We start from the raw sequence: 18,819 nt of genomic DNA, 5'->3' as shown, positions 1-18,819 counted from the left end.
CAAGCCCGGCCATGACGAAAGAGAAGAGTTCCTGCTTTGTCATCACCCTTAACCCGCTTCTGGCGGGCAGGATTATTGAAAGAAGGAAATGCCCATGACTGCCGCCCCGCGCCGTCTTGAAAGCCATGTTTGCGGACGCTGGATTGCCGGAACCGGCGAGGGCCAGCTTCTGCGTGATGCGGCCACCGGAGCGCCGGTGGCGGAAGTGGATGCCACCGGCCTCGACTTTGCCGCCGCGCTCGACTACGGGCGGCGGACGGGCGGGGCGAAGCTGCGCGCCATGTCCTTCCACGACCGGGCGGCAATGCTGAAGGCGCTTGGCCTCCATCTGATGGAGCGGAAGGAAGAGCTCTATACGGAGAGCCTGCACACGGGCGCGACCCGCGCCGATGGCTGGATCGACATCGAGGGCGGCATCGGCACCATGCTGACCTTTGCCTCCAAGGGCCGGCGCGAGCTGCCCAACACCCGCGTGCTGACCGATGGCGATGTGGAGCCCCTGTCCCGCGACAACAGCTTCAGCGCCCAGCACATCCTGACGCCGCTGCGCGGTGTGGCCGTGCACATCAACGCCTTCAACTTCCCTGTCTGGGGCATGCTGGAAAAGATCGCGCCCACCCTGCTGGCGGGCGTGCCCTGCATCGTCAAGCCGGCAAGCCAGACCGCCTATCTGACCGAGCTGTGCGTGCGCCAGATCATCGCCTCGGGCATTCTGCCGGAAGGCGCGCTGCAACTGATCTGCGGCAGCGTCGGCGATCTTCTCGACCATGTGACCGGGCAGGACGCGGTGACCTTCACCGGCTCTGCCGCAACGGGCCGCAAGCTGAAGGCGCACCCGGCCGTGGTGGCCAATGCGGTGCGCTTCACCATGGAGGCCGACAGCCTCAATGCGGCGATCCTCGGCCCTGATGCCGCGCCGGGCACGCCGGAATTCGACCTCTTCGTCAAGGAAGTGGCCCGCGAGATGACCGCCAAGGCCGGGCAGAAATGCACCGCCATCCGCCGCGTCATGGCCCCGCGTGCCCATGTGGAGCCGCTGATTGACGCCCTGCGCGAGCGGCTTTCGAAAGTGCTGCCGGGCCTGCCGGGCGAGGAGGCAACGCGCATGGGCGCGCTGGCCAGCCTCGACCAGCGGCAGGAGGTGCGCGAGCGCATCGCCGGACTTCAGGCCGATGCGGAAATCGTTGCGGGCAACCCGGATGACGTGCGCCTTGCCTCGGGCGATGCGCAGGCCGGTGCCTTTCTCAATCCGGTGCTGATGTATTGCGCGAGGCCCTTCGAGGCGGGCGCCGTGCATGATGTGGAGGCCTTCGGGCCGGTGTCCACCGTCATGCCTTATGATGATCTGGAAGAAGCCGTGGAACTGGCCCAGATGGGCAAGGGCTCGCTGGTGTCTTCCGTCTTCACCGATGACCCGCATGTGGCCGAAGAGATGGTGCTGGGCCTTGCGCCCTTCCATGGCCGCGTGCTGATCGGCAACCGCACTTCCGCCAGGTCCTCCACCGGCCATGGCTCGCCGCTGGCACCGCTGGTGCATGGCGGGCCGGGCCGGGCAGGGGGCGGCGAGGAAATGGGCGGCATGCGCGGCGTGAAGCACTACATGCAGCGCACGGCCGTGCAAGGCGCTCCCCGGCTGCTCTCCGCCGTCACGGGCCGCTGGATCGAGGGGGCCGGGGCGCAGCAGGGCGTCCATCCCTTCCGCAAGTCCCTCGCGGAGCTTGCCATCGGCGACCAGATCGTCACCGCCGCCCGCGCGGTGACGCAGGAGGACGTGGAGCATTTCGCCCATTTCACCGGCGATACCTTCTATGCCCACATGGACAGCGAGGCGGCCAGGGCAAATCCCTTCTTCGACGACCGGGTCGCCCACGGCTACCTCATCGCCTCCTTCGCCGCCGGGCTGTTCGTCGATCCGGCACCGGGCCCGGTGCTGGCCAATTACGGCGTCGACAACCTGCGCTTCCTGACGCCGGTCTATTTCGGCGACACGCTGCAAGTCCGGCTGACCTGCAAGGAAATCAACCCCCGCGCCAATGCCGAACACGGCGAAGTGCGCTGGGACTGCCAGGTCACCAATCAGTCGGGAGAGGTCGTGGCGCAATATGACGTGCTCACCATGGTCGCCAAGACATGGCCGCCCGTGGCGGAGGTGGTGAAGGCTGCGGAGTAGCGGGGCAGGGTGTGGCAACGCCCTTGGCCTCCATCGGCGCCTCCCCACCCACCGCGCCGTCCCGGCACAGTTTGGGATTTGGGGCCGGGGCGGCGAGAGAGTGCGCTCAGCCCAGCATCAGGCACTGGGTCACCCCGGCCAAGCGCAGCGCGAGCCGGGGCCTACTCGCTCCCAGAGAGATGCCGAACACCACCGCAGATGACACGAAGTGTGTCTCATGTGCCTTCCGTGGCCTTTTCACCGCTCTGCAAGCGAGTGGTCCCCGGGTCTTCGCTTCGCTCCGCCCGGGGTGACGGCGGAGAGAGCTGCGCGCCCCTGACGGGTCCCGGCACAAGGCCGGGACGGCTTGAAAAGCGTAGCTCCTTTCGACGCCACTTCACCTCAGCCTGCCGCCGTTATGGATTGCAGTAAGCTCCCCACCCACCCACCGCGCCGTCCCGGCCTTGTGCCGGGACCCGTCAGGGGTGCAGCGCGGTTGTTTTCTGAGGCTATTAGCGAATGAAGTCGCTTCACGCGGTGAGGCACTGCCTGCCATACAGGCCCCGGCACAGTTTGGGGTTTGGGGCAGGGACGGCGCGGAGAGAAGAAGAGAAGGCGAAAGGCCTTGCGACCCATCCGGCGGTCGCCCCGGCCAATCGCCTTTCACCTGACGGGAGCCAACGTCTCTGACTTCACCGGAGCAGAGGCGCTCTTACCACATGTTCCGGCAAACGGTGTTTTGCACGGCGACAAGAGCTGCGACAGTGACCGGATACGCCGGATCGTGGAGGCACGCGGCTCACTGCCACACATTCCGCCGCGCAAAACACGAAAATGGTAAAACTGTTTCTTGCCATACCTATAAAGGCAGAAACGTCATCATGCGTATGTTCGAAAGGCGGAGAGAATTCCACAGGATCGCAACACGCTGTGACCGCAATACCAGGAATTTTTTGTCCTCCATCTGCCTCACCGCAACCGTATGCTACAGGTTATGAGTCTGAAGCCTAGGGCGAAGGGGCAAGGTCAGTAAGGCCACCGGCAGCGGACCAGTCGTTGACAGCTTGAAATTGCGCTGCGGAGTCATTGCGTCCTAAATGGCGAAGGTCTAATGCGGATGATCATGGGCGGCAAACGAAGTGCCGCTGAAGGCACTTCATATCGAGTGTGCTGATTTACAAAATAAATAATTTGTGGGGCCTAAATGAATGTAGAGCAAATGGTAAGTCAGGTGTCCCTGTTTGGTAGCCTATTTGCGGGATTCATTGCCTATACCGCATATAAAATAATCAGAGGAACTGGGCCAGACTCAAAAGATATCATCAATTCGAACGTTGGTTCGATAATGATGTATTGTATTTTTATAGCTATTATATCTTACTTTATCATATTTGGTGAGTTTGTGCTGGCTTTTATATGGGCGTTCTACTTGAGCTCATCGAGCGCGGAGTGGTATTTCTTGTTCTACCCGCTCTGGTACGCGGTTGGCGGCTGTCTTTTTGCGCATGTCTCTATGCTCCGTACTAAGGATGCAGGCAAGTCCAAGGGCTTCGCATTTATAGGAATAGTTCCGATTGCGAGCTTTTTCCTGTTTTTTGCGTCACCTGTCACGTCACCGGCGCGGCCTGCGTACGTGCCAAAGGACTGCTCGCTCCGGGTTGCAATAGGAGTTTTCGCTCTTTTAATGATATCTTCTTTGGAGTATCTCACGGATTTGGGTGTGGATTACCTTGAAAGAGAGGGGTCAACTATGCAAATAGTGAGGTCTATCGAGGTTCAAAACGCTGATCTTCCGCAAGAAATTGATGAAACGACGATAATTCAGTCCATTTCGGCTGATTCAAGTCGGAAGGACATTGTGCTCGTTTACAGGATTACTGATGCCTCTTTAACGTCCGAAGAAGTTCGATCTTTTTTAGAGAGTTCCCTCCGGCCTCAGTTTGTAAAAGACTCATGTGCTGATCCCGCAATCACAGATTACGGATGGAAGATGGTCGTTCGTTACGAAGACATGTCTGGAGGCATATTGGCAGAATCGACTATTTCACGAGGTGACTGCTGACATCCGGGATCTGCCTGGCTTCGTTGGCCGCCCGTATGGCCGGGGAACAGGCGTTCCAGCGCATATTGCTTGATGGTCTTCCCCTGCAAGGCGGCCAGAGCCTTCAGGCTTTGATGCTGTTTGTCCGTAAGGTCGATGGTCAGACGGCTCATGGCAAGGCTCCTCTGCGCTCCTCAAGTCCACATTAGCATGAACGTGGGTTTGTGGCTGCTGCCAGAGGCCCGGCTCACGAAGCTTGGAAGAGGTGCTGCACTGGAGTATGATCAGCCTTCATGAAAGAGGAGCCCAGCATGCCGCAGCGCCCCGGAGCGGAGCCTGTCACCATCCGCACCTCAAGGGTGGCGGAGATTGATGCCCTGGCGAATGCCACGGGCCGCTCCCGCAATGACATCGTCAATCAGGCGATTGAACACTATCTGGATGTCAACATGTGGCAGATGGAGCGGATCGAAGCCGGGATTGCCGCGATGCGTGAGGGCGGCGTTCTACCTGCCGGGGATGTCTTCGCCGCGATAGCCGACAAGCATGGCTGGGACCTCACCTGACCGCCTTGATCCCCTCCAGGATCAGTGTCGTGGCGACGCTGGCGTAGTCTTCGCGGCTGATGCGGCCGCCGTCGCGGAACCACATGTAGACCCAGTTCATCATGCCGAAGAGCGACATGGTGACGGGCATCAGCAGCGGGCGTTCGGGGCTGTTGAGGTCCGGGTTGATCAGCTCCAGCACGGTGGAAAAGCGCCGCACGATCCGGCGCTCCAGCGCGGTGATGCCGGCCTTCTGCTCGTCCGAGAGGGCGGAGGTGGCGTTGAGCTGGACCTTGTGCTGGTTGTCCGCACCCCGGTAGTTCTCCAGAACCGCGCCGACCAGCCGCCGCAGCCTGTCTCCCGGCGGCAGGGCCGGGTCATCGGCGGCCTCGATGGCCTCGTCCAGCGCTTCAAGATGTGTGACGATGATGGCGTAGATCAGCGCGTCCTTGCTCGGATAATAATGGTAGAGCAAGGCTTTGGACACCTGCGCAACGCTGGCGATCTGGGACATGGAGGCTTTTTCCATGCCCTGCTCGGCGAAGACCTGCGCAGCCTTGTCCAGAATGCTGCGCTGCTTCTCTTCAAAGTCTGCTGCCCGCGTGCGAGCCATCTTGCTGTTCCTGTTCATGACAAACGGGCGGATTGCGCGTTGTTTAGCCGATCCGGCCCCGCTTGTCAGGGGTTCGCCCTAGGGCTGTGATGCCGCAGGAGCCTAGTATGTGCCGTTAATCTTTCGGCCTGTTGTCCACTACCCGCTTGGCCTTGCCTTCCGAGCGGGCGACGCCGCCGGGGGCCGTGATGTTGATCCGGGTCGAGACGCCGACCACGGCCTTGATGTGATGGGCCAGCTCCCCGGCGGAGGCCTTGCGGGCATCATCGCCTGCCATGTCCGGCGTGCATTCCACATGTACGGTCATGGTGTCCATGCGCCCGTCGCGGCTCAGTTCGATCTGGAAATGCGGGGCAAGGCCCTTACACTTGAGGATCTGCTCCTCGATCTGCGTCGGGAACACGTTGACGCCGCGCAGGATGATCATGTCGTCGCTGCGGCCGGTGATCTTTTCGATGCGCCGCATGGACCGGGCGGTGCCGGGCAGAAGCCGCGTCAGGTCACGGGTGCGGTAGCGCACCATCGGCAGGCCTTCCTTGGTGAGGGTGGTGAACACCAGCTCGCCCATCTGACCATCGGGGAGCACCTCGCCCGTCACCGGATCGATGATTTCCGGGTAGAAATGGTCCTCCCACACATGCAGGCCGTCCTTGGTCTCCACGCATTCCTGCGCTACGCCCGGCCCCATGATTTCCGACAGGCCGTAGATATCGACCGCGTGCATGTCGAAGGCCTGCTCGATTTCCTCGCGCATGGCGTTGGTCCAGGGCTCGGCGCCGAAGATGCCGGTCTTCAGCGAGGACTGGCGCGGATCGAGCCCCTGACGGCGGAACTCGTCAAGAATGGCCAGCATGTAGGACGGGGTGACCATGATGATGTCCGGCTGAAAATCGCTGATCAGCGTTACCTGCCGCTCGGTCTGGCCGCCGGAAATCGGCACCACGGTGCAGCCCAGCCGCTCCGCGCCGAAATGGGCGCCAAGGCCGCCGGTGAACAGGCCATAGCCATAGGCATTGTGCAGCATGTCGCCCGGCCGCCCGCCAGCGGCGCGGATGGAGCGGGCCACCAGATTGGCCCAGACGTCAATGTCATTGGCGGTGTAGCCGACAACCGTGGGCTTGCCCGTGGTGCCGGAAGAGCCATGCACCCGCGTCAGCTTGTTGCGCGGCACGGCGAACATGCCGAAGGGGTAGGTGTCGCGCAGGTCCTGCTTGGTGGTGAAGGGGAAGCGGGCAATGTCCTTCAGGCTCTTCAGCTCTTCCGGGTGCACGTCATGCTCGATGAAGCGCTTGCGGTAGAAGGGCGAATTCTCATAGGCGTGCTTCAGCGACCGCTTCATGCGGTGAAACTGCAGCGCCTCGATCTCGTCACGGGACGCGGTCTCGATCGGGTCGAGCGACTTGCGGTCCGGCGTCAGGTCTTCCATGGTCTCCTCCCCAGGATATCCAGTCTCATGCTTGGTTTCGTGCGCTCACGGGGCGCATGTGAGTCTTGCTGTCAGTTCCCGTCCATTTCTGGCTCCGAGCCCCCCACCCCTCACCCCTCCCCACCAGGGGGAGGGGGGGCTGAGAGGCTGTGCCGTGAGCCGGTTCCAGCGAGGGGCAGCGGCTCAATCTGTTCCTGCTGGCACGGCCTTTCCGCTCCCCTCCCCCTCGTGGGGAGGGGGTAGGGGTGGGGGGCTGCCTCTCCGGCTGGCAGGGCAACAAAGGCTGGCGACCATCAGTTCCTTCCTCTGGTCCCTCCCAATGAATCTTCCATCCTTCAGTTCGTCTCAGGCTCCGCGCCCCCCACCCCTCACCCCTCCCCACCAGGGGGAGGGGGGCTGAGAGGCTGTGCCGTGAGCCCTCACCCCTCGGGAATATGCGTGCCCTTGATCGTGCGGCAGTGGCCGCGGAATTCGGCGAGGTGCTGGCCGTCCTGGTTGGTGATGCGCACGTCGTAGATGCCCGAGCGCCCCTGCCGCGACACTTCCACGGCCTGTGCCGTCAGCCGGTCGCCGATGCGGCCGGGCAGGAGGTAGGTGATGGAACAGTGCTGCGCGACGGCGTGCTGGTTGCGGCTGTTGCAGGCAAAGGCGAAGGCGCTGTCGGCCAGCGTGAACAGATAGCCGCCGTGGCAGGTGCCGTGCCCGTTGGACATGGCGGGCGTGATGGTCATGCTGATCGTCGCGGTGCCGGGGCCAACCTCTTCAAGGCGCATGCCAAGCTGCTGCGTGGCAGTGTCGCCTTCCCACAGGGAGCGGGCGGAGGCTTCGGCGATCTCCTGCGGGGTCATGGCGCTGAGCGGTTTCATTGGCCCTTGAACTCCGGCTTGCGCTTTTCAAGGAAGGCGGTGACGCCTTCGGCATAGTCGGCGCTGCGTCCGGCCTGGCGCTGCAGGTCGCGCTCCATGTCGAGCTGTTCGTCCAGCGAGTTGGTGGCGGCGGCCTGAATGAGCCGCTTGGTGAGGCCCAGACCCAGCGTGGGACCGGCGGCGAGCGAGGCGGCCAGCGCCCCGGCTTCGCCCATCAGCGCGTCATCTTCCACGGCCTTCCAGATCAGGCCCCAGCTGGCGGCGGTTTCGGCGGGCAGGGGCTCGGCGGTCAGCGCCAAAGCCTTGGCGCGGGGCTCGCCCAGAATGCGGGCAAGGCTCCAGCTGCCACCGGCATCCGGGATGAGGCCGATCTTGGCGAAGGCCTGAATGAAGCGGGCGGATTTTGCCGCCAGAACGATGTCGCAGGCCAGCGCGATATTGGCGCCAGCCCCTGCGGCCACGCCATTGACGGCGCAGACAATGGGCTTTTCAAGGCTGCGGATCAGGCGGAGCGTGGGGTTGTAGAAGGTTTCCAGCGTGTGGCCGAGGTCCGGCGCCGGGCCGCCCTTGCGCGGGTCGCGGTCGCCCAGATCCTGCCCGGCACAAAAGCCGCGGCCTGAACCCGTCAGCAGCACGGCGCGCACGGCGGCATCCTCATGGGCGCGGGTCAGGCCTGCGCGCAGGGCAAGGTGCATCTCTTCGTTGAACGAGTTGAGCTTTTCCGGCCGGTTCAGCGTCAGGCGCAGCACGCCGTTGTCCAGCGCCACCAGCACGGTGCTGGTTGCAGGTTGGGACCCAGTTTCTGGCCCAGATTCTGGCATGGTCTTTTCTCCTCCCGTCCGGGCCATGGGACCGGACATAAAAAGCTCTTGCATAAACCGACCGGCCGGTCAATGATAATCCTTGCCGGTCAGGGATGGGCCGGCGGGAGGACTTCGCAAGGACCTGTTGGACGGCTGCTCGCCGGGCACAGCCCGCAGGCAGCGCTGATCTGTGTCCCTGCCGTTATACCCCCGTTCGGGCTGGCCAGAGGAGTGGCCGTTCGGATGGGCCGCATCCCGAAGAGAGAGATAGACCGGTCCGGTTTCCGTGGGAGGAGAGCATGAAGACCTATTTGACGACAACTGCGCTGGCAGTGGCGGCCGGGCTTGGCCTTGCCACCAGCCTTGTCACTGGCGCGCTTGCCGAAATCCGCATTGGCGCATCCATTTCCGCAACCGGCCCGGCGGCCTTCCTGGGCGATCCGGAAGCCAAGACGCTGGAAATGCTGGTGGAGGAAATCAACGCCAAGGGCGGCGTCAACGGCGAGAAGATCACCCTCATTTCCTATGATGACGGCGGCGACCCCAACAAGGCCCGCACCTTCGCCACCCGCCTTGTGGAGGATGACGAGGTGGTGGCCATCATCGGCGGCACCACGACGGGCACCACCATGTCGATCCTGTCGGTGGCGGAAGATGCGGAAGTGCCGTTCATCTCGCTGGCCGGTGCCATCGACATCATCAGCCCGGTGAAGCCGCACACCTTCAAGACCCCGCACACCGACCGCATGGCCTGCCAGAAGATCTTCGAGGACATGAAGACGCGCGGCCTGACCAAGATCGGCATGATTTCCGGCACGGATGGCTTCGGCGCCTCCATGCAGGCGCAGTGCAAGTCGGTGGCCGGTGACTATGGCATCGAGATCCTGGCCGACGAGACTTATGATCCCAAGGACGCCGACATGACGGCGCAGCTGACCAAGATCAAGGCGACGGCCGGCGTGCAGGCGGTGCTGAACCCCGGCTTCGGCCAGGGCCCGTCCATCGTCACGCGCAACTACAAGCAGCTGGCCGTCGGCCTGCCGTTCTACCAGTCTCATGGTGTGGCCTCCGACGGCTTCATCAAGCTGGCGGGCGAGGATGCGGCCGAAGGCGTGCGCCTGCCGGGCACGGCGCTGCTGGTGGCGGACCTGCTGAAGGACGGCGACCCGCAGAAGCCTGCGGTGGAGGCCTACAAGGCCGCGTTCGAGGCCCGCACCGGCACGCCGGTCAGCACCTTCGGCGGCTATGCCAATGATGCCTTCCTCATCCTCGTGGATGCGCTGACGCGGGCAGGCTCCGCCGAGCCGAAGGCGATCCGCGATGCCATCGAGGCAACCTCTGGCCTTGCCGGCACCACGGGCATCTACACCATGTCGCCGGAAGACCACCTCGGCCTCGACCTCTCCGCCTTCCGCATGCTGGAAATCAAGGGCGGCAAGTGGACGGTTGTTGAATGAGGTGACGAGGGGGGCTGCAGCCTCACTGCCTGACGGAGAGGCTGTTCCCCCCCACCCCTCCGCCCCCCTCCCCCTGGTGGGGAGGGGTGAGGGGTGGGGGCTGTGAGCCTGCAAGGGATTGAAAGATGGAACTTTTTCCGAAGGGGCATCAGGGGGAGCAGCCGTCTGAATTCAATGGACACTGTGCCAGACGGAAAGGCCTTCCCCTCACCCCTCCCCACGAGGGGGAGGGGAGCGGAGGGGCCCAGCCGCAGGGAACGGGTAATCCCTTCTGAATCTTGAGGAAACGCCGAGGTCGATGACAAAGCGAGGGCTCTCCTCTTTCGTCATGGCCGGGCTTGTCCCGGCCATCTACAAGCCATTGATTTGGTTAGATCCTCGGCACAAGGCCGAGGATGACGATGGAGAGGCCCAAGGCTTGTCAGCAGTCTGAGCGTTTCAGCCCCTCAAGGGAGAGGGAAACAGATGCCCTCTGCACCTGCTGCAATGACCACTGCATATCCAGCCGGAGACTGACATGCCGGAACTGCTGCAATTTCTTTTTTCAGGGGTGACGGTCGGGGCGGTTTATGCGCTTGCGGCCCTTGGCTTCACCATCATCTACAACGCTTCGGATGTGGTGAATTTCGCGCAGGGCGAGTTCGTGATGCTGGGCGGGATGATCACCGTCTTCGCCCATCTCGCCGGGGCGCCGCTGCCGCTGGCGGCGCTGCTCGCCATCGTCATCACCGCGAGCCTCGGCGTCGCCATGAACAAGCTGGCGATTGAGCCTGCGCGCGGGGCGCCCGTGGTGTCGCTGGTCATCATCACCATCGGTGCGTCGATTTTCATCCGGGGCGCGGCGCAGCTGATTTTCGGCAAGCAGATCCACAGTTTCCCGGCCTTTTCCGGCGATGCGCCGTTCCATATCGGCGGGGCGACGATCCTGCCGCAGAGCCTGTGGGTGATTGGCGGGGCGGTGGCCGTGTTCATCGGCCTTTGGCTGTTCTTCACCCGCACCCTGCTGGGCCGCGCGGTGCTGGCCACCTCCAACAATCCGCTGGCGGCGCAGCTGGTGGGCATCAACACCGGCTTCGTCATGACGCTGTCCTTCGCCCTGTCGGCGGGCATCGGTGCGCTGGCGGGCGTGCTGGTAACGCCGATCACGCTCACGTCCTATGACGTGGGTCTCGGCCTTGCGCTGAAGGGCTTTGCGGCGGCGATGCTGGGCGGCATGGGCAACCCGAAAGGCGCGCTGGTGGGCGGCTTGACGCTGGGCCTGCTGGAGGCGCTGACGGCGGGCTACATCTCCTCGCAATACAAGGATGCCGCCGCCTTCCTCGTCATTCTCGCGGTTCTCTTCTTCCTGCCGCAGGGCCTGTTTGGCCGCAAGGCCACGGAGCGGGTGTAAGCGATGCGACTGTCTTCCAAAGCAACGGCACTTCTTATTCTGGCGCTGCTGGTGGTCCTGGCGCCGCTCCTGTTCCCTTCCGGCTTCTATTACCGGGTGGGCGCGCTCATCTTCGTCAACGGCCTCGCCGTGACGGGCATCGTCATCCTGACCGGCTGGGCCGGGCAGGTCAGTTTGGGCCATGCGGGCTTTGCCGGGATCGGTGCCTATGCCTGCGCGCTGGCGCCCGTCCACCTCGGCCTGCCGCCGGTGTTCGCCGTGGTGCTGGGGGCGGTGGTGTCCGGGCTGCTGGCCTATCTGGTCGGCCGGCCGATCCTGCGGCTCAAGGGCTATTACCTCGCCATCGCCACGCTCGGCATGGGCATCCTGATTTCCATGGTGCTGAACAACGAGCGGGCGCTGACACGCGGGCCGGACGGCATCGACGTGCCGGAATTCGGCCTGCGCGCCGTGCTGAAAGGCATCGGGCTGGACCTGACGAACGGCCAGTTCTGGTATTTTTTCTGCGGGCTTTGCCTCATCCTCGGGGCGTGGCTTGCGCTCAATCTCTACAACAGCCCCACGGGCCGGGCGCTGCGGGCGCTGCATGGCTCGGAAGTGGCGGCCGGAACGGTGGGCGTCGATGTGGCGGCGGCAAAGCTGCAGGCCTTCGTGATTTCCGCCGTCTATGCCTCCGTCTCCGGCTCGCTGCTGGCGCTGCAGAACAAGTTCATCACGCCGGATGTGGCGGGCTTCATGCATTCGGTCGAGATGGTGACCATGGCCGTGCTCGGCGGTGTCGGCTCGGTGATGGGCGGCATCTTTGGTGCTGCGGTGCTGACCCTGCTGCCGCAGGTGCTGACCGTCTTTGCCGAATATGAGCAGTTGGTTCTGGGTCTGGTGATGATCCTGGTGATGATCTTCCTGCGGCAGGGGGTGATCCCGTCCATTCTGCGCAAGATCAGGGGAGGCGAGGGATGAGCCTTTTGTCGATCGAGGGCCTCGGCATCAGCTTCGGCGGGCTGAAGGCAGTGCATGACGTGTCCTTTGCGCTGAAGCCCGGCGAGATCGTCTCCGTCATCGGGCCGAACGGGGCGGGCAAGACGACGCTGTTCAACATGATCTCCGGCATCTACCAGCCGGGTGCAGGCAAGGTGAAGCTGAACGGCGAGGATGTGACCGGCATGCCGCCGCATCTTCTGGCCCGGCGCGGCATGTCGCGCACCTTCCAGAACCTGCAGATCTTTCAGCAGATGAGCGTGCTGGAGAATGTCACCGCCGGGTTTCACCTGAAGGAGCGCGGCTCCGTGCTGGCCGACCTCTTTGCCCTTCCCGCCTCCCGCCGCCGCGGCAAGGCGGCAGAGGAGGGGGCGCGGGCGCTGCTGAAACGGGCCGGGCTGGAGCGGGCGGCCGAGCGCGAGGCGGCCAGCCTCTCCTATGGCTCACTGAAGCGGCTGGAAATCGCCCGGGCGCTGGCGCTGTCGCCGAAAGTGCTGCTGCTGGATGAGCCGGCGGCGGGCTGCAATGCGGTGGAGACGGAAGAGATCGACCACCTGATCGCCGAAATCGCCGCTGCAGGCACCGCCATCCTGCTGGTGGAGCATGACATGAAGATGGTCATGCGCATCTCGAACCACATCGTCGTGCTGGACCATGGCGAGAAGATCGCCGAAGGGGACCCGGCCGGCATCAGCCGCAACCCGGCTGTCATTGCCGCCTATCTGGGAGCTGATCATGCTGCTGGTTGAGGGCCTGCGTGCCCGTTATGGCCGGATCGAGGTGCTGCATGGCCTCGACCTTTCCGTCAATTCGGGCGAGACCGTTGCCGTGATCGGCGCCAATGGCGCGGGCAAGACGACGCTGCTGCGCTGCCTGTCCGGCGTCCATCCCCTTGCGGCGGGCTCCATCACCTTCCGCGGCGAGACGCTGACAAAGGTGCCCTCCCACCGGCGTCTGGCGCGCGGGCTCGCCCAGTCTCCCGAAGGGCGGCAGATCTTCACCAACCTGACGGTGGAGGAGAACCTGCGGCTCGGGGCCTATCTCTTTGATGATGACCGGGTGGGCAAGGACATGGACGATGCCTTCCAGATGTTCCCGGTGCTGCGCGAAAAGCGCAATCTGGCGGCGGGGGGGCTCTCGGGCGGGCAGCAGCAGATGCTGGCCATGGCCCGCGCCCTGATGGGCCGGCCCTCGTGCCTCCTGCTGGACGAGCCGTCGATGGGCCTGGCGCCGATCATCGTTGCCCAGATCTTCGACGTGGTGAAAAGCCTCAAGGCGCTGGATGTGACCGTGCTTCTGGTGGAGCAGAACGCCTTCGGCGCGCTGAAAATCGCCGACCGGGGCTATGTGATGGAAACCGGCAAGATCACCATGCAAGGCCCTGCCGCAGACCTCATCGCCGACCCCCGCATCCGCGAGGCCTATCTGGGGATCTGACTATTTTTCCGCCTCGATCACGCGTCTTGCGAGGGGCGGATAAAACGTCATCTCGGTTTCGCACCAGCGCTCGAATTCGTCGATGAGCGCGGGTGCGGGGCTGCGATCTGCCGTCAGTTTGCCGGAGGCCTGCAGCCGGTTCAGAACATTTCCGGCATGCGAGCGGGAAATCCGGAAGCGGCTGGCCAGCGCCTCATAGGTGAGAGACTGCCGCAGCTCTCCCCGGCTCGGGTCATAATGAGCCTGCATGACGGCGACGAGAATGAGATAGCCGCAATCCAGTGTGGCCATTTCCTGAACGGTTGGAAAGGCGGCAATGGTGGTTCCCCCTTGCAGGACCTGAACCGCAGCATGGAAGATCAGGGTGCCCAGCTGATCCGCCGATGCACAAATCCGCGGGGCAAGGCTTGTGCCCTGCACCCTGTCATAGGCCGCCAGAAAGGCGCCGGTCGAGCGCCCCACCTCCAGAACAAGGGACGGTTCGGGCCGCAGCAGCGTTTGCCTGCGGTCGGCTTCGGCTGCCTCTGCCGTCACGAGGCCGCCCGCCCTGAAGGCCGAGACGACCGCTGCTGTCTGCCTCGGACTCATGCCCGAGACAGCCTTGAGCCGCGCCAGCGAGGGAAGCGGCGCAACCCCGGCCTTCCAGCCGTAATAGTTCATGATCAGCATGTAGGCAGCGTAGTAGCGGGCAAACTCGTGGATCAGCTTGCGCGTGTTCCAGCCCGATGGCGGCAGCGCCGTCATGACCTCGCAATAACCTGCCAGGGCTTCACGGAATTTCGGACTGAGCCTCAGGGGCTGTGGGGTCTCTTGCATGCCGGGCAGCTGCCTCTCGTCTCGTTCAATCCATCAAGGCTGGCCATGCATGTGCGAGGCTGGACGGCAGTGGGACAACACTCCACCGCTGCTTTCCTGACGCATTCCTAGTCCAGCTGGCCCAATATCCTGCGGCAGCGTTTGCCAATCTCGTGCAAGGTGCGCTCCAGAATGCGGGAGGGATCGCCTGCCGCCTTCACGATGGCAGCGGCGGTGCCTTCGCTGCGGCTTGAGACCTGCTCCGCCAGATCCTTCACGCGCCGTATGGTGGTGGCGGGGCTGAGGCCGTTGTCCTCTGCCAGCGCCTTCCAGTCATCGGCCCTGAGGTCCGCTGCCTTGTAGCGGCCGCCGATGGCCTGCGGCAGGCTCTGGTCCACGTGGCGGTAGACGGCAGCGCACATCAGGTCATAAAGCGGGGCAAGCCTTGCCGACCCGCCCGCACCGATCAGCACGGAGTGGTTCTTGGCATGGGAATCCGAGTTGCAGATCAGCACATTGAAGATGACCGCATCAAGCAGCTTCAGCCGCTCGGCCGGGCTGACCAGCGTGTCGATCGCGGCAAACATCATCTTCAGCGTGACACCCTGGCCGCCGGTCATGCGCTCGTATTTCTGCGCCGGGAACTGGCCGGTGAGCTGGCACAGATCCTCCTGATGCAGCCGCCGCAATTCCCCTTGCCCGTCGGTGAAGCGGTCGTAGCGCTCCACCAGCAGATAGCGCCGCTTTCCGGCCGTGCCGATGGATGCGCGGGCGGCCTCCAGCCCGCAGGCGCGTGCCAGCGCCAGACAGAAGGCCTCATTCTCGACACTGCCCGCCAGATGGCGCGTGTCCGGCTTGAGGATGTGGGTCGAGGGCGTGCCATCCACGGGAATGGCCAGGGTGCCCTCCGGCGTCACGAAGACCGGCAGCTTCTCCTGCACGCCGGCCAGAGACATGGAAACGCCGCGCTCTCCGGCGAGAAAGGGCCGTGCCGGAAGCTCGTCCAGAATGCGCTCCAGCGCCACATCACCGGGAACCGGCATCAGGTGGATGCCGGGTTTGCGCGGCACGCCGATGGAAAGGGCGCCTGCCGTATCCCGGCCGATGTGGCTGAGCAGGCCGACGATATCCTGCGGCGAGACCTTCAGCTTCTGGCCGATTTCCGCCAGATGCGTTTCGGGCAGAAGGTTCGCCAGCCAGGGCAGCAGCCGTCCGGCCTCCACTGGGCCGGAGCGCAGCGGCATGGTCAGCGAAACGGGAAAGGCCGCCCGGCGGGCTGCCCAGCCCGGCTCGTAGTCAAGCCGCCATTCTCCATCGAAGCGCAGCTGCGCGACGGGAAGGCTCTCGTAGAAGATCGCGGTCATCGGCCTTCCCCGAAGTCGGGCAGGAAGGCCAGATCGCCGTCATCCGGGGGCGTTGCGGGGGCAGGGCGTGCTTGCCGCAGGTCGCCGATTTCGAGGCCGACGGTGCGGGCGACGGTCAGCGCCTTTTCCAGATGGCAGCCGGGCTTGCCGGACTCCAGCTCGACGATGAAGCGCTCGCCCGTGCCGGAGCGGGCGGCAAGCCCGGCCTGTGTCCAGCCAAGCGCCTTGCGCTGTTTCCGGATTGCGGCGCCAAAATCCCCTGCGGTTCTGAACAAGCGGCTTCTCCCTGTTTGTCTTACCGTACAGGAAGAAAGCCGGTGGCTCAATGTCAATCTTCCCGTTCGGGATGAAAACTGTTTCTCCGGCAGCAGGCTTCCCGTTCGGTAAATTTTCTGACGGCCCGGCTCTCTGGTCTCAGCCCTTGATCTCCACCTCGAACAGCGCGCCGCGTTCGGACGGAAGGCAGCGGGCGTGACCGCCGTGGGCGGCGGCGATGTCCGCAACGATGGCCAGACCCAGGCCGCAGCCGTTGTCCATGTCGAGGCTGCGCCGGAAGAAGCGGTCGAACACCCGCTCGCGCAGGTCCTCCGGCACGCCCGGCCCGTCGTCCTGCACGCTCAGCCGCACGGTTTCCGGCTGGAAGTCCAGCGTCACGGTCAGCTCACCACCGGGCTTCAGGGCATAGCGGACGGCATTGTCGAGAAGATTGGCCAGCATTTCCTCAACCATCACCGGATCGCAGGTGACGAGCCTTGCCTCGCCCTCCATGGCAAAGCTGACCGCAACATCGCGGCGCATCTGGATCTCGGCAAAGGCACGCACGCGCTCGGCCACGAGGGCGGCGAGATCGGCCTGTGTGAACAGCGAGCGCAGGCTGCGGCCGCGCACCCGTTCCATCGACAGAAGCTGGTTGGTCAGCCGCCCGGTTGCCCTTGCCGAAACGGCGATGGCGCTCACCCGCTTGCGCAGCGTTTCCTCATCCGGTGCGGACAGGGCGGCTTCCGCCTGGCTGACGATGGAGGCAATGGGATTGCGCACCTGATGGGCGGCGTCGGAGATGAAGGCGGCCCGGATCTCGAAGGCCTTGGCGAGCCGTGAGAAGAGCGAGTTTGTCGTCTCCACCAGAGGCCGCAGCTCCTTCGGCACCCAGCGCCGGATGGGGCGCAGGTCATCCGGCGTGCGCAGGCTGATGGCATTGCGCAGGTCCAGAAGCGGCTTGAGGCCCAGCTGGATGCCGAACCACAGGATCAGCGCGGCCGACAGGATGACCGTACCCAGCAGCAGCAGGGATTCCGTCAAGAGTTCCTGGCTCAGCGCGCTGCGCTGCGTGGTGGTCTGCCACACTTCAACGGTGACCCAGCCATTGAAGCGGGGATGGGCAATGAACTCCCGCAGCACGACCGAACGGACCTCGCTGCCGAGATAAATGCTGTCAAAGAAGCTGGGCTGGCCGCTCTGCAGGCTGATGTCCTCCGGAATCCGGGGGGAGTGGGAATAGCCGGTGACGAAACTGCCGCCCGGGCCGGTGATGCGGTAATAGACCGGGTCCCCCAGTGCGGTGGTCAGCTCTTCGAGGAGCGGCTCGGTCAGCATGTCGCCTTCGGAAATGATCACATCGCGGGAGATGGTCAGGGCGACCGCCAGCAGCGTCTTGTCATAAAGCTGGCGCGACAGGTTCTGCGCCGCTTCATAACGGGCATAGGCGCCGAAGGCGGCAATGATGACCAGCGGCACGATCAGCAGCAGGAACAGCCGCGCGCGCAGGGAGAGCCGGTTCATGCGGGGTCCGTGTCCAGCATGTAGCCGAGGCCGCGCGCGGTCCGGATCTGGACGCCGCTGCCCTCAAGCTTGCGGCGCAGGCGGGAAATCAGCAGTTCGACGGCATTGGCCTCGACTTCCGCCCCGGTGCCATAGAGCGATGCGGTGATATGCTCCTTGGCCAGAAGCCGGCCCCTCTGGTCGAGCAGCAGCTCGAACAGGGTCAGTTCGCGGCGGGGCAGGTCCAGCCTTTCGCCATCCCGGTAGACCGTCCGCTGCTGCCGGTCATAGGTCAGGCTGCCAGCCGTTTCGATCTGCGGCGCAACCTGCGGGCGGCGGCGGGACAGGGCGCGGAGGCGGGCGAAAAGCTCTGCCATTTCGAAGGGTTTGACCAGATAGTCATCGGCCCCCGCATCCAGTCCGTTGACCCGGTCGGAGGTCTTGCCCATGGCGGTCAGCATCAGCACGGGCGTTGCATCCCCGCGCTGGCGCAGGCGGCGGGTGAGCTCTATCCCCGTCAGGCCCGGCAGGTTGACGTCAATGATGATGACGTCGCAGGTCTCTGTTCTGAGAAATTCTTCCGCGGCCAGCCCGTCGTCGAGATGGTCGACTGCATGACCCTGATCTTTCAGCGCATTCTCGATGCCCTGTGCCAGGCTCATGTTATCTTCGACGAGGATTATTCGCACCTTCGTGCCTTCTGTTGTCAGACAGGTTATGGACAGCAAACTTTCGTAATGTGCGATCAAGCAGACTTGACGAGGAGAAATCAAGTCCGCTTCCATCAGAAGATAAGAATTGGCTGCATCCTGATGCTGTTCAGGGGCCGGGGGAGGAATGATCCATTGACTTTGTTTGCACTGACGCGCCAGGGCGCGAGGGATCCGGCTGCAACGCTGTTTACAGCGGGACTGCAGGCCCCGGCGGGATGTGACCTGGCCCCGGGCGCGGATGCGGCCCGGGCCTCCAGGGAAAACCGCCACTAGAGCCGGGATCCTGCTCTCCTGCCCGTCCGGTGCGGCGATGCGTGCTGTCACGCCTTGCCATGCGCCTTCCAGATCTCATCAAACATCTTGAGAACCTGCGGATCGCCGCGGTGTTCACGGAGTTATGACCGTGATTGACACGTTACTGTCTGCGCTTGGCACGCTTTTGTCTCTCCAGCATCTGTTCTACATGCTCATCGGCGTGTCGGTT

17 protein-coding genes are annotated in these 18,819 nt (G+C 64.0%); 7 read left to right on the top strand and 10 right to left on the bottom strand.

Annotation, left to right across the window (positions count from 1 at the left end):
* Positions 1-94 precede the first annotated feature (94 nt).
* The gene (gene paaZ / locus AC0CMF_RS23350) at positions 95-2,170 is read left to right on the top strand and encodes a phenylacetic acid degradation bifunctional protein PaaZ (RefSeq protein WP_374630517.1); all 2,076 of its coding nucleotides are present in this window, start codon (positions 95-97) and stop codon (positions 2,168-2,170) included.
* 1,980 nt (positions 2,171-4,150) lie between these two features.
* Here the strand turns inward: paaZ and AC0CMF_RS23345 are convergent.
* Entirely contained in the window at positions 4,151-4,363 is a 213-nt protein-coding gene (locus tag AC0CMF_RS23345) for a hypothetical protein (protein ID WP_247648063.1), read from the bottom strand.
* 138 nt (positions 4,364-4,501) lie between these two features.
* Here AC0CMF_RS23345 and AC0CMF_RS23340 point away from each other — a divergent pair, with 138 nt between their 5' ends.
* Positions 4,502-4,756: a CopG family ribbon-helix-helix protein gene (locus tag AC0CMF_RS23340; RefSeq protein ID WP_472482484.1), complete on the top strand. Its 255-nt coding sequence runs from the start codon at positions 4,502-4,504 to the stop codon at positions 4,754-4,756.
* Here the strand turns inward: AC0CMF_RS23340 and AC0CMF_RS23335 are convergent.
* From AC0CMF_RS23335 to paaG, 4 genes are all read right to left on the bottom strand, one after another.
* A complete protein-coding gene (locus tag AC0CMF_RS23335; protein ID WP_119396871.1) occupies positions 4,749-5,348 on the bottom strand; it encodes a TetR/AcrR family transcriptional regulator in 600 nt (199 codons plus the stop codon). The two genes, AC0CMF_RS23340 and AC0CMF_RS23335, sit on opposite strands and share 8 nt — an antisense overlap.
* A 115-nt stretch (positions 5,349-5,463) precedes the next feature.
* Positions 5,464-6,774, bottom strand: a complete 1,311-nt coding sequence (gene paaK / locus AC0CMF_RS23330; RefSeq protein ID WP_472482483.1) for a phenylacetate--CoA ligase PaaK — start codon at positions 6,772-6,774, stop codon at positions 5,464-5,466.
* Between the two features lie 419 nt (positions 6,775-7,193).
* Entirely contained in the window at positions 7,194-7,640 is a 447-nt protein-coding gene (gene paaI, locus AC0CMF_RS23325) for a hydroxyphenylacetyl-CoA thioesterase PaaI (RefSeq protein WP_374631325.1), read from the bottom strand.
* A complete protein-coding gene (paaG, locus tag AC0CMF_RS23320) occupies positions 7,637-8,461 on the bottom strand; it encodes a 2-(1,2-epoxy-1,2-dihydrophenyl)acetyl-CoA isomerase PaaG (RefSeq protein WP_374631327.1) in 825 nt (274 codons plus the stop codon). Before paaG ends, paaI begins: the two co-directional genes overlap by 4 nt.
* 281 nt (positions 8,462-8,742) lie before the next feature.
* On the opposite strand from paaG, the gene AC0CMF_RS23315 reads away from it, so the two are divergent.
* The 5 genes from AC0CMF_RS23315 (at position 8,743) to AC0CMF_RS23295 (ending at position 13,705) form a co-directional block, all read left to right on the top strand.
* A complete protein-coding gene (locus AC0CMF_RS23315; protein ID WP_374631329.1) occupies positions 8,743-9,900 on the top strand; it encodes an ABC transporter substrate-binding protein in 1,158 nt (385 codons plus the stop codon).
* Positions 9,901-10,417: 517 nt separating this feature from the next.
* A complete protein-coding gene (locus AC0CMF_RS23310) occupies positions 10,418-11,290 on the top strand; it encodes a branched-chain amino acid ABC transporter permease (protein WP_050475270.1) in 873 nt (290 codons plus the stop codon).
* A 3-nt stretch (positions 11,291-11,293) separates the two neighbouring features.
* A complete protein-coding gene (locus tag AC0CMF_RS23305) occupies positions 11,294-12,250 on the top strand; it encodes a branched-chain amino acid ABC transporter permease (RefSeq protein ID WP_374631331.1) in 957 nt (318 codons plus the stop codon).
* A complete protein-coding gene (locus AC0CMF_RS23300; protein WP_374631333.1) occupies positions 12,247-13,017 on the top strand; it encodes an ABC transporter ATP-binding protein in 771 nt (256 codons plus the stop codon). Before AC0CMF_RS23305 ends, AC0CMF_RS23300 begins: the two co-directional genes overlap by 4 nt.
* Positions 13,004-13,705, top strand: coding sequence for an ABC transporter ATP-binding protein (locus tag AC0CMF_RS23295; RefSeq protein ID WP_374631335.1), 702 nt, complete (start codon positions 13,004-13,006; stop codon positions 13,703-13,705). Before AC0CMF_RS23300 ends, AC0CMF_RS23295 begins: the two co-directional genes overlap by 14 nt.
* On the opposite strand, the gene AC0CMF_RS23290 is transcribed toward AC0CMF_RS23295, so the two are convergent.
* From AC0CMF_RS23290 to AC0CMF_RS23270, 5 genes are all read right to left on the bottom strand, one after another.
* The gene (locus AC0CMF_RS23290) at positions 13,706-14,521 is read right to left on the bottom strand and encodes a helix-turn-helix domain-containing protein (protein WP_374631337.1); all 816 of its coding nucleotides are present in this window, start codon (positions 14,519-14,521) and stop codon (positions 13,706-13,708) included. It abuts the gene before it with no gap.
* A 107-nt stretch (positions 14,522-14,628) separates the two neighbouring features.
* Positions 14,629-15,864: a type II toxin-antitoxin system HipA family toxin gene (locus AC0CMF_RS23285; protein ID WP_374631338.1), complete on the bottom strand. Its 1,236-nt coding sequence runs from the start codon at positions 15,862-15,864 to the stop codon at positions 14,629-14,631.
* Positions 15,861-16,139: a helix-turn-helix domain-containing protein gene (locus AC0CMF_RS23280; protein WP_374631340.1), complete on the bottom strand. Its 279-nt coding sequence runs from the start codon at positions 16,137-16,139 to the stop codon at positions 15,861-15,863. Before AC0CMF_RS23280 ends, AC0CMF_RS23285 begins: the two co-directional genes overlap by 4 nt.
* A gap of 139 nt (positions 16,140-16,278) precedes the next feature.
* Positions 16,279-17,643, bottom strand: coding sequence for a sensor histidine kinase (locus AC0CMF_RS23275; protein ID WP_122521866.1), 1,365 nt, complete (start codon positions 17,641-17,643; stop codon positions 16,279-16,281).
* Positions 17,640-18,311 (bottom strand): response regulator transcription factor, encoded by a 672-nt coding sequence (locus tag AC0CMF_RS23270; RefSeq protein WP_050475290.1) that lies wholly within the window; start codon positions 18,309-18,311, stop codon positions 17,640-17,642. The genes AC0CMF_RS23275 and AC0CMF_RS23270 overlap by 4 nt, the downstream gene beginning before the upstream one ends.
* Positions 18,312-18,819 lie beyond the last annotated feature (508 nt).

The sequence above is a fragment of the Pannonibacter sp. CBAS1226 genome, from assembly GCF_055685825.1.
This window is presented reverse-complemented; position numbering and strand designations above follow the sequence as displayed.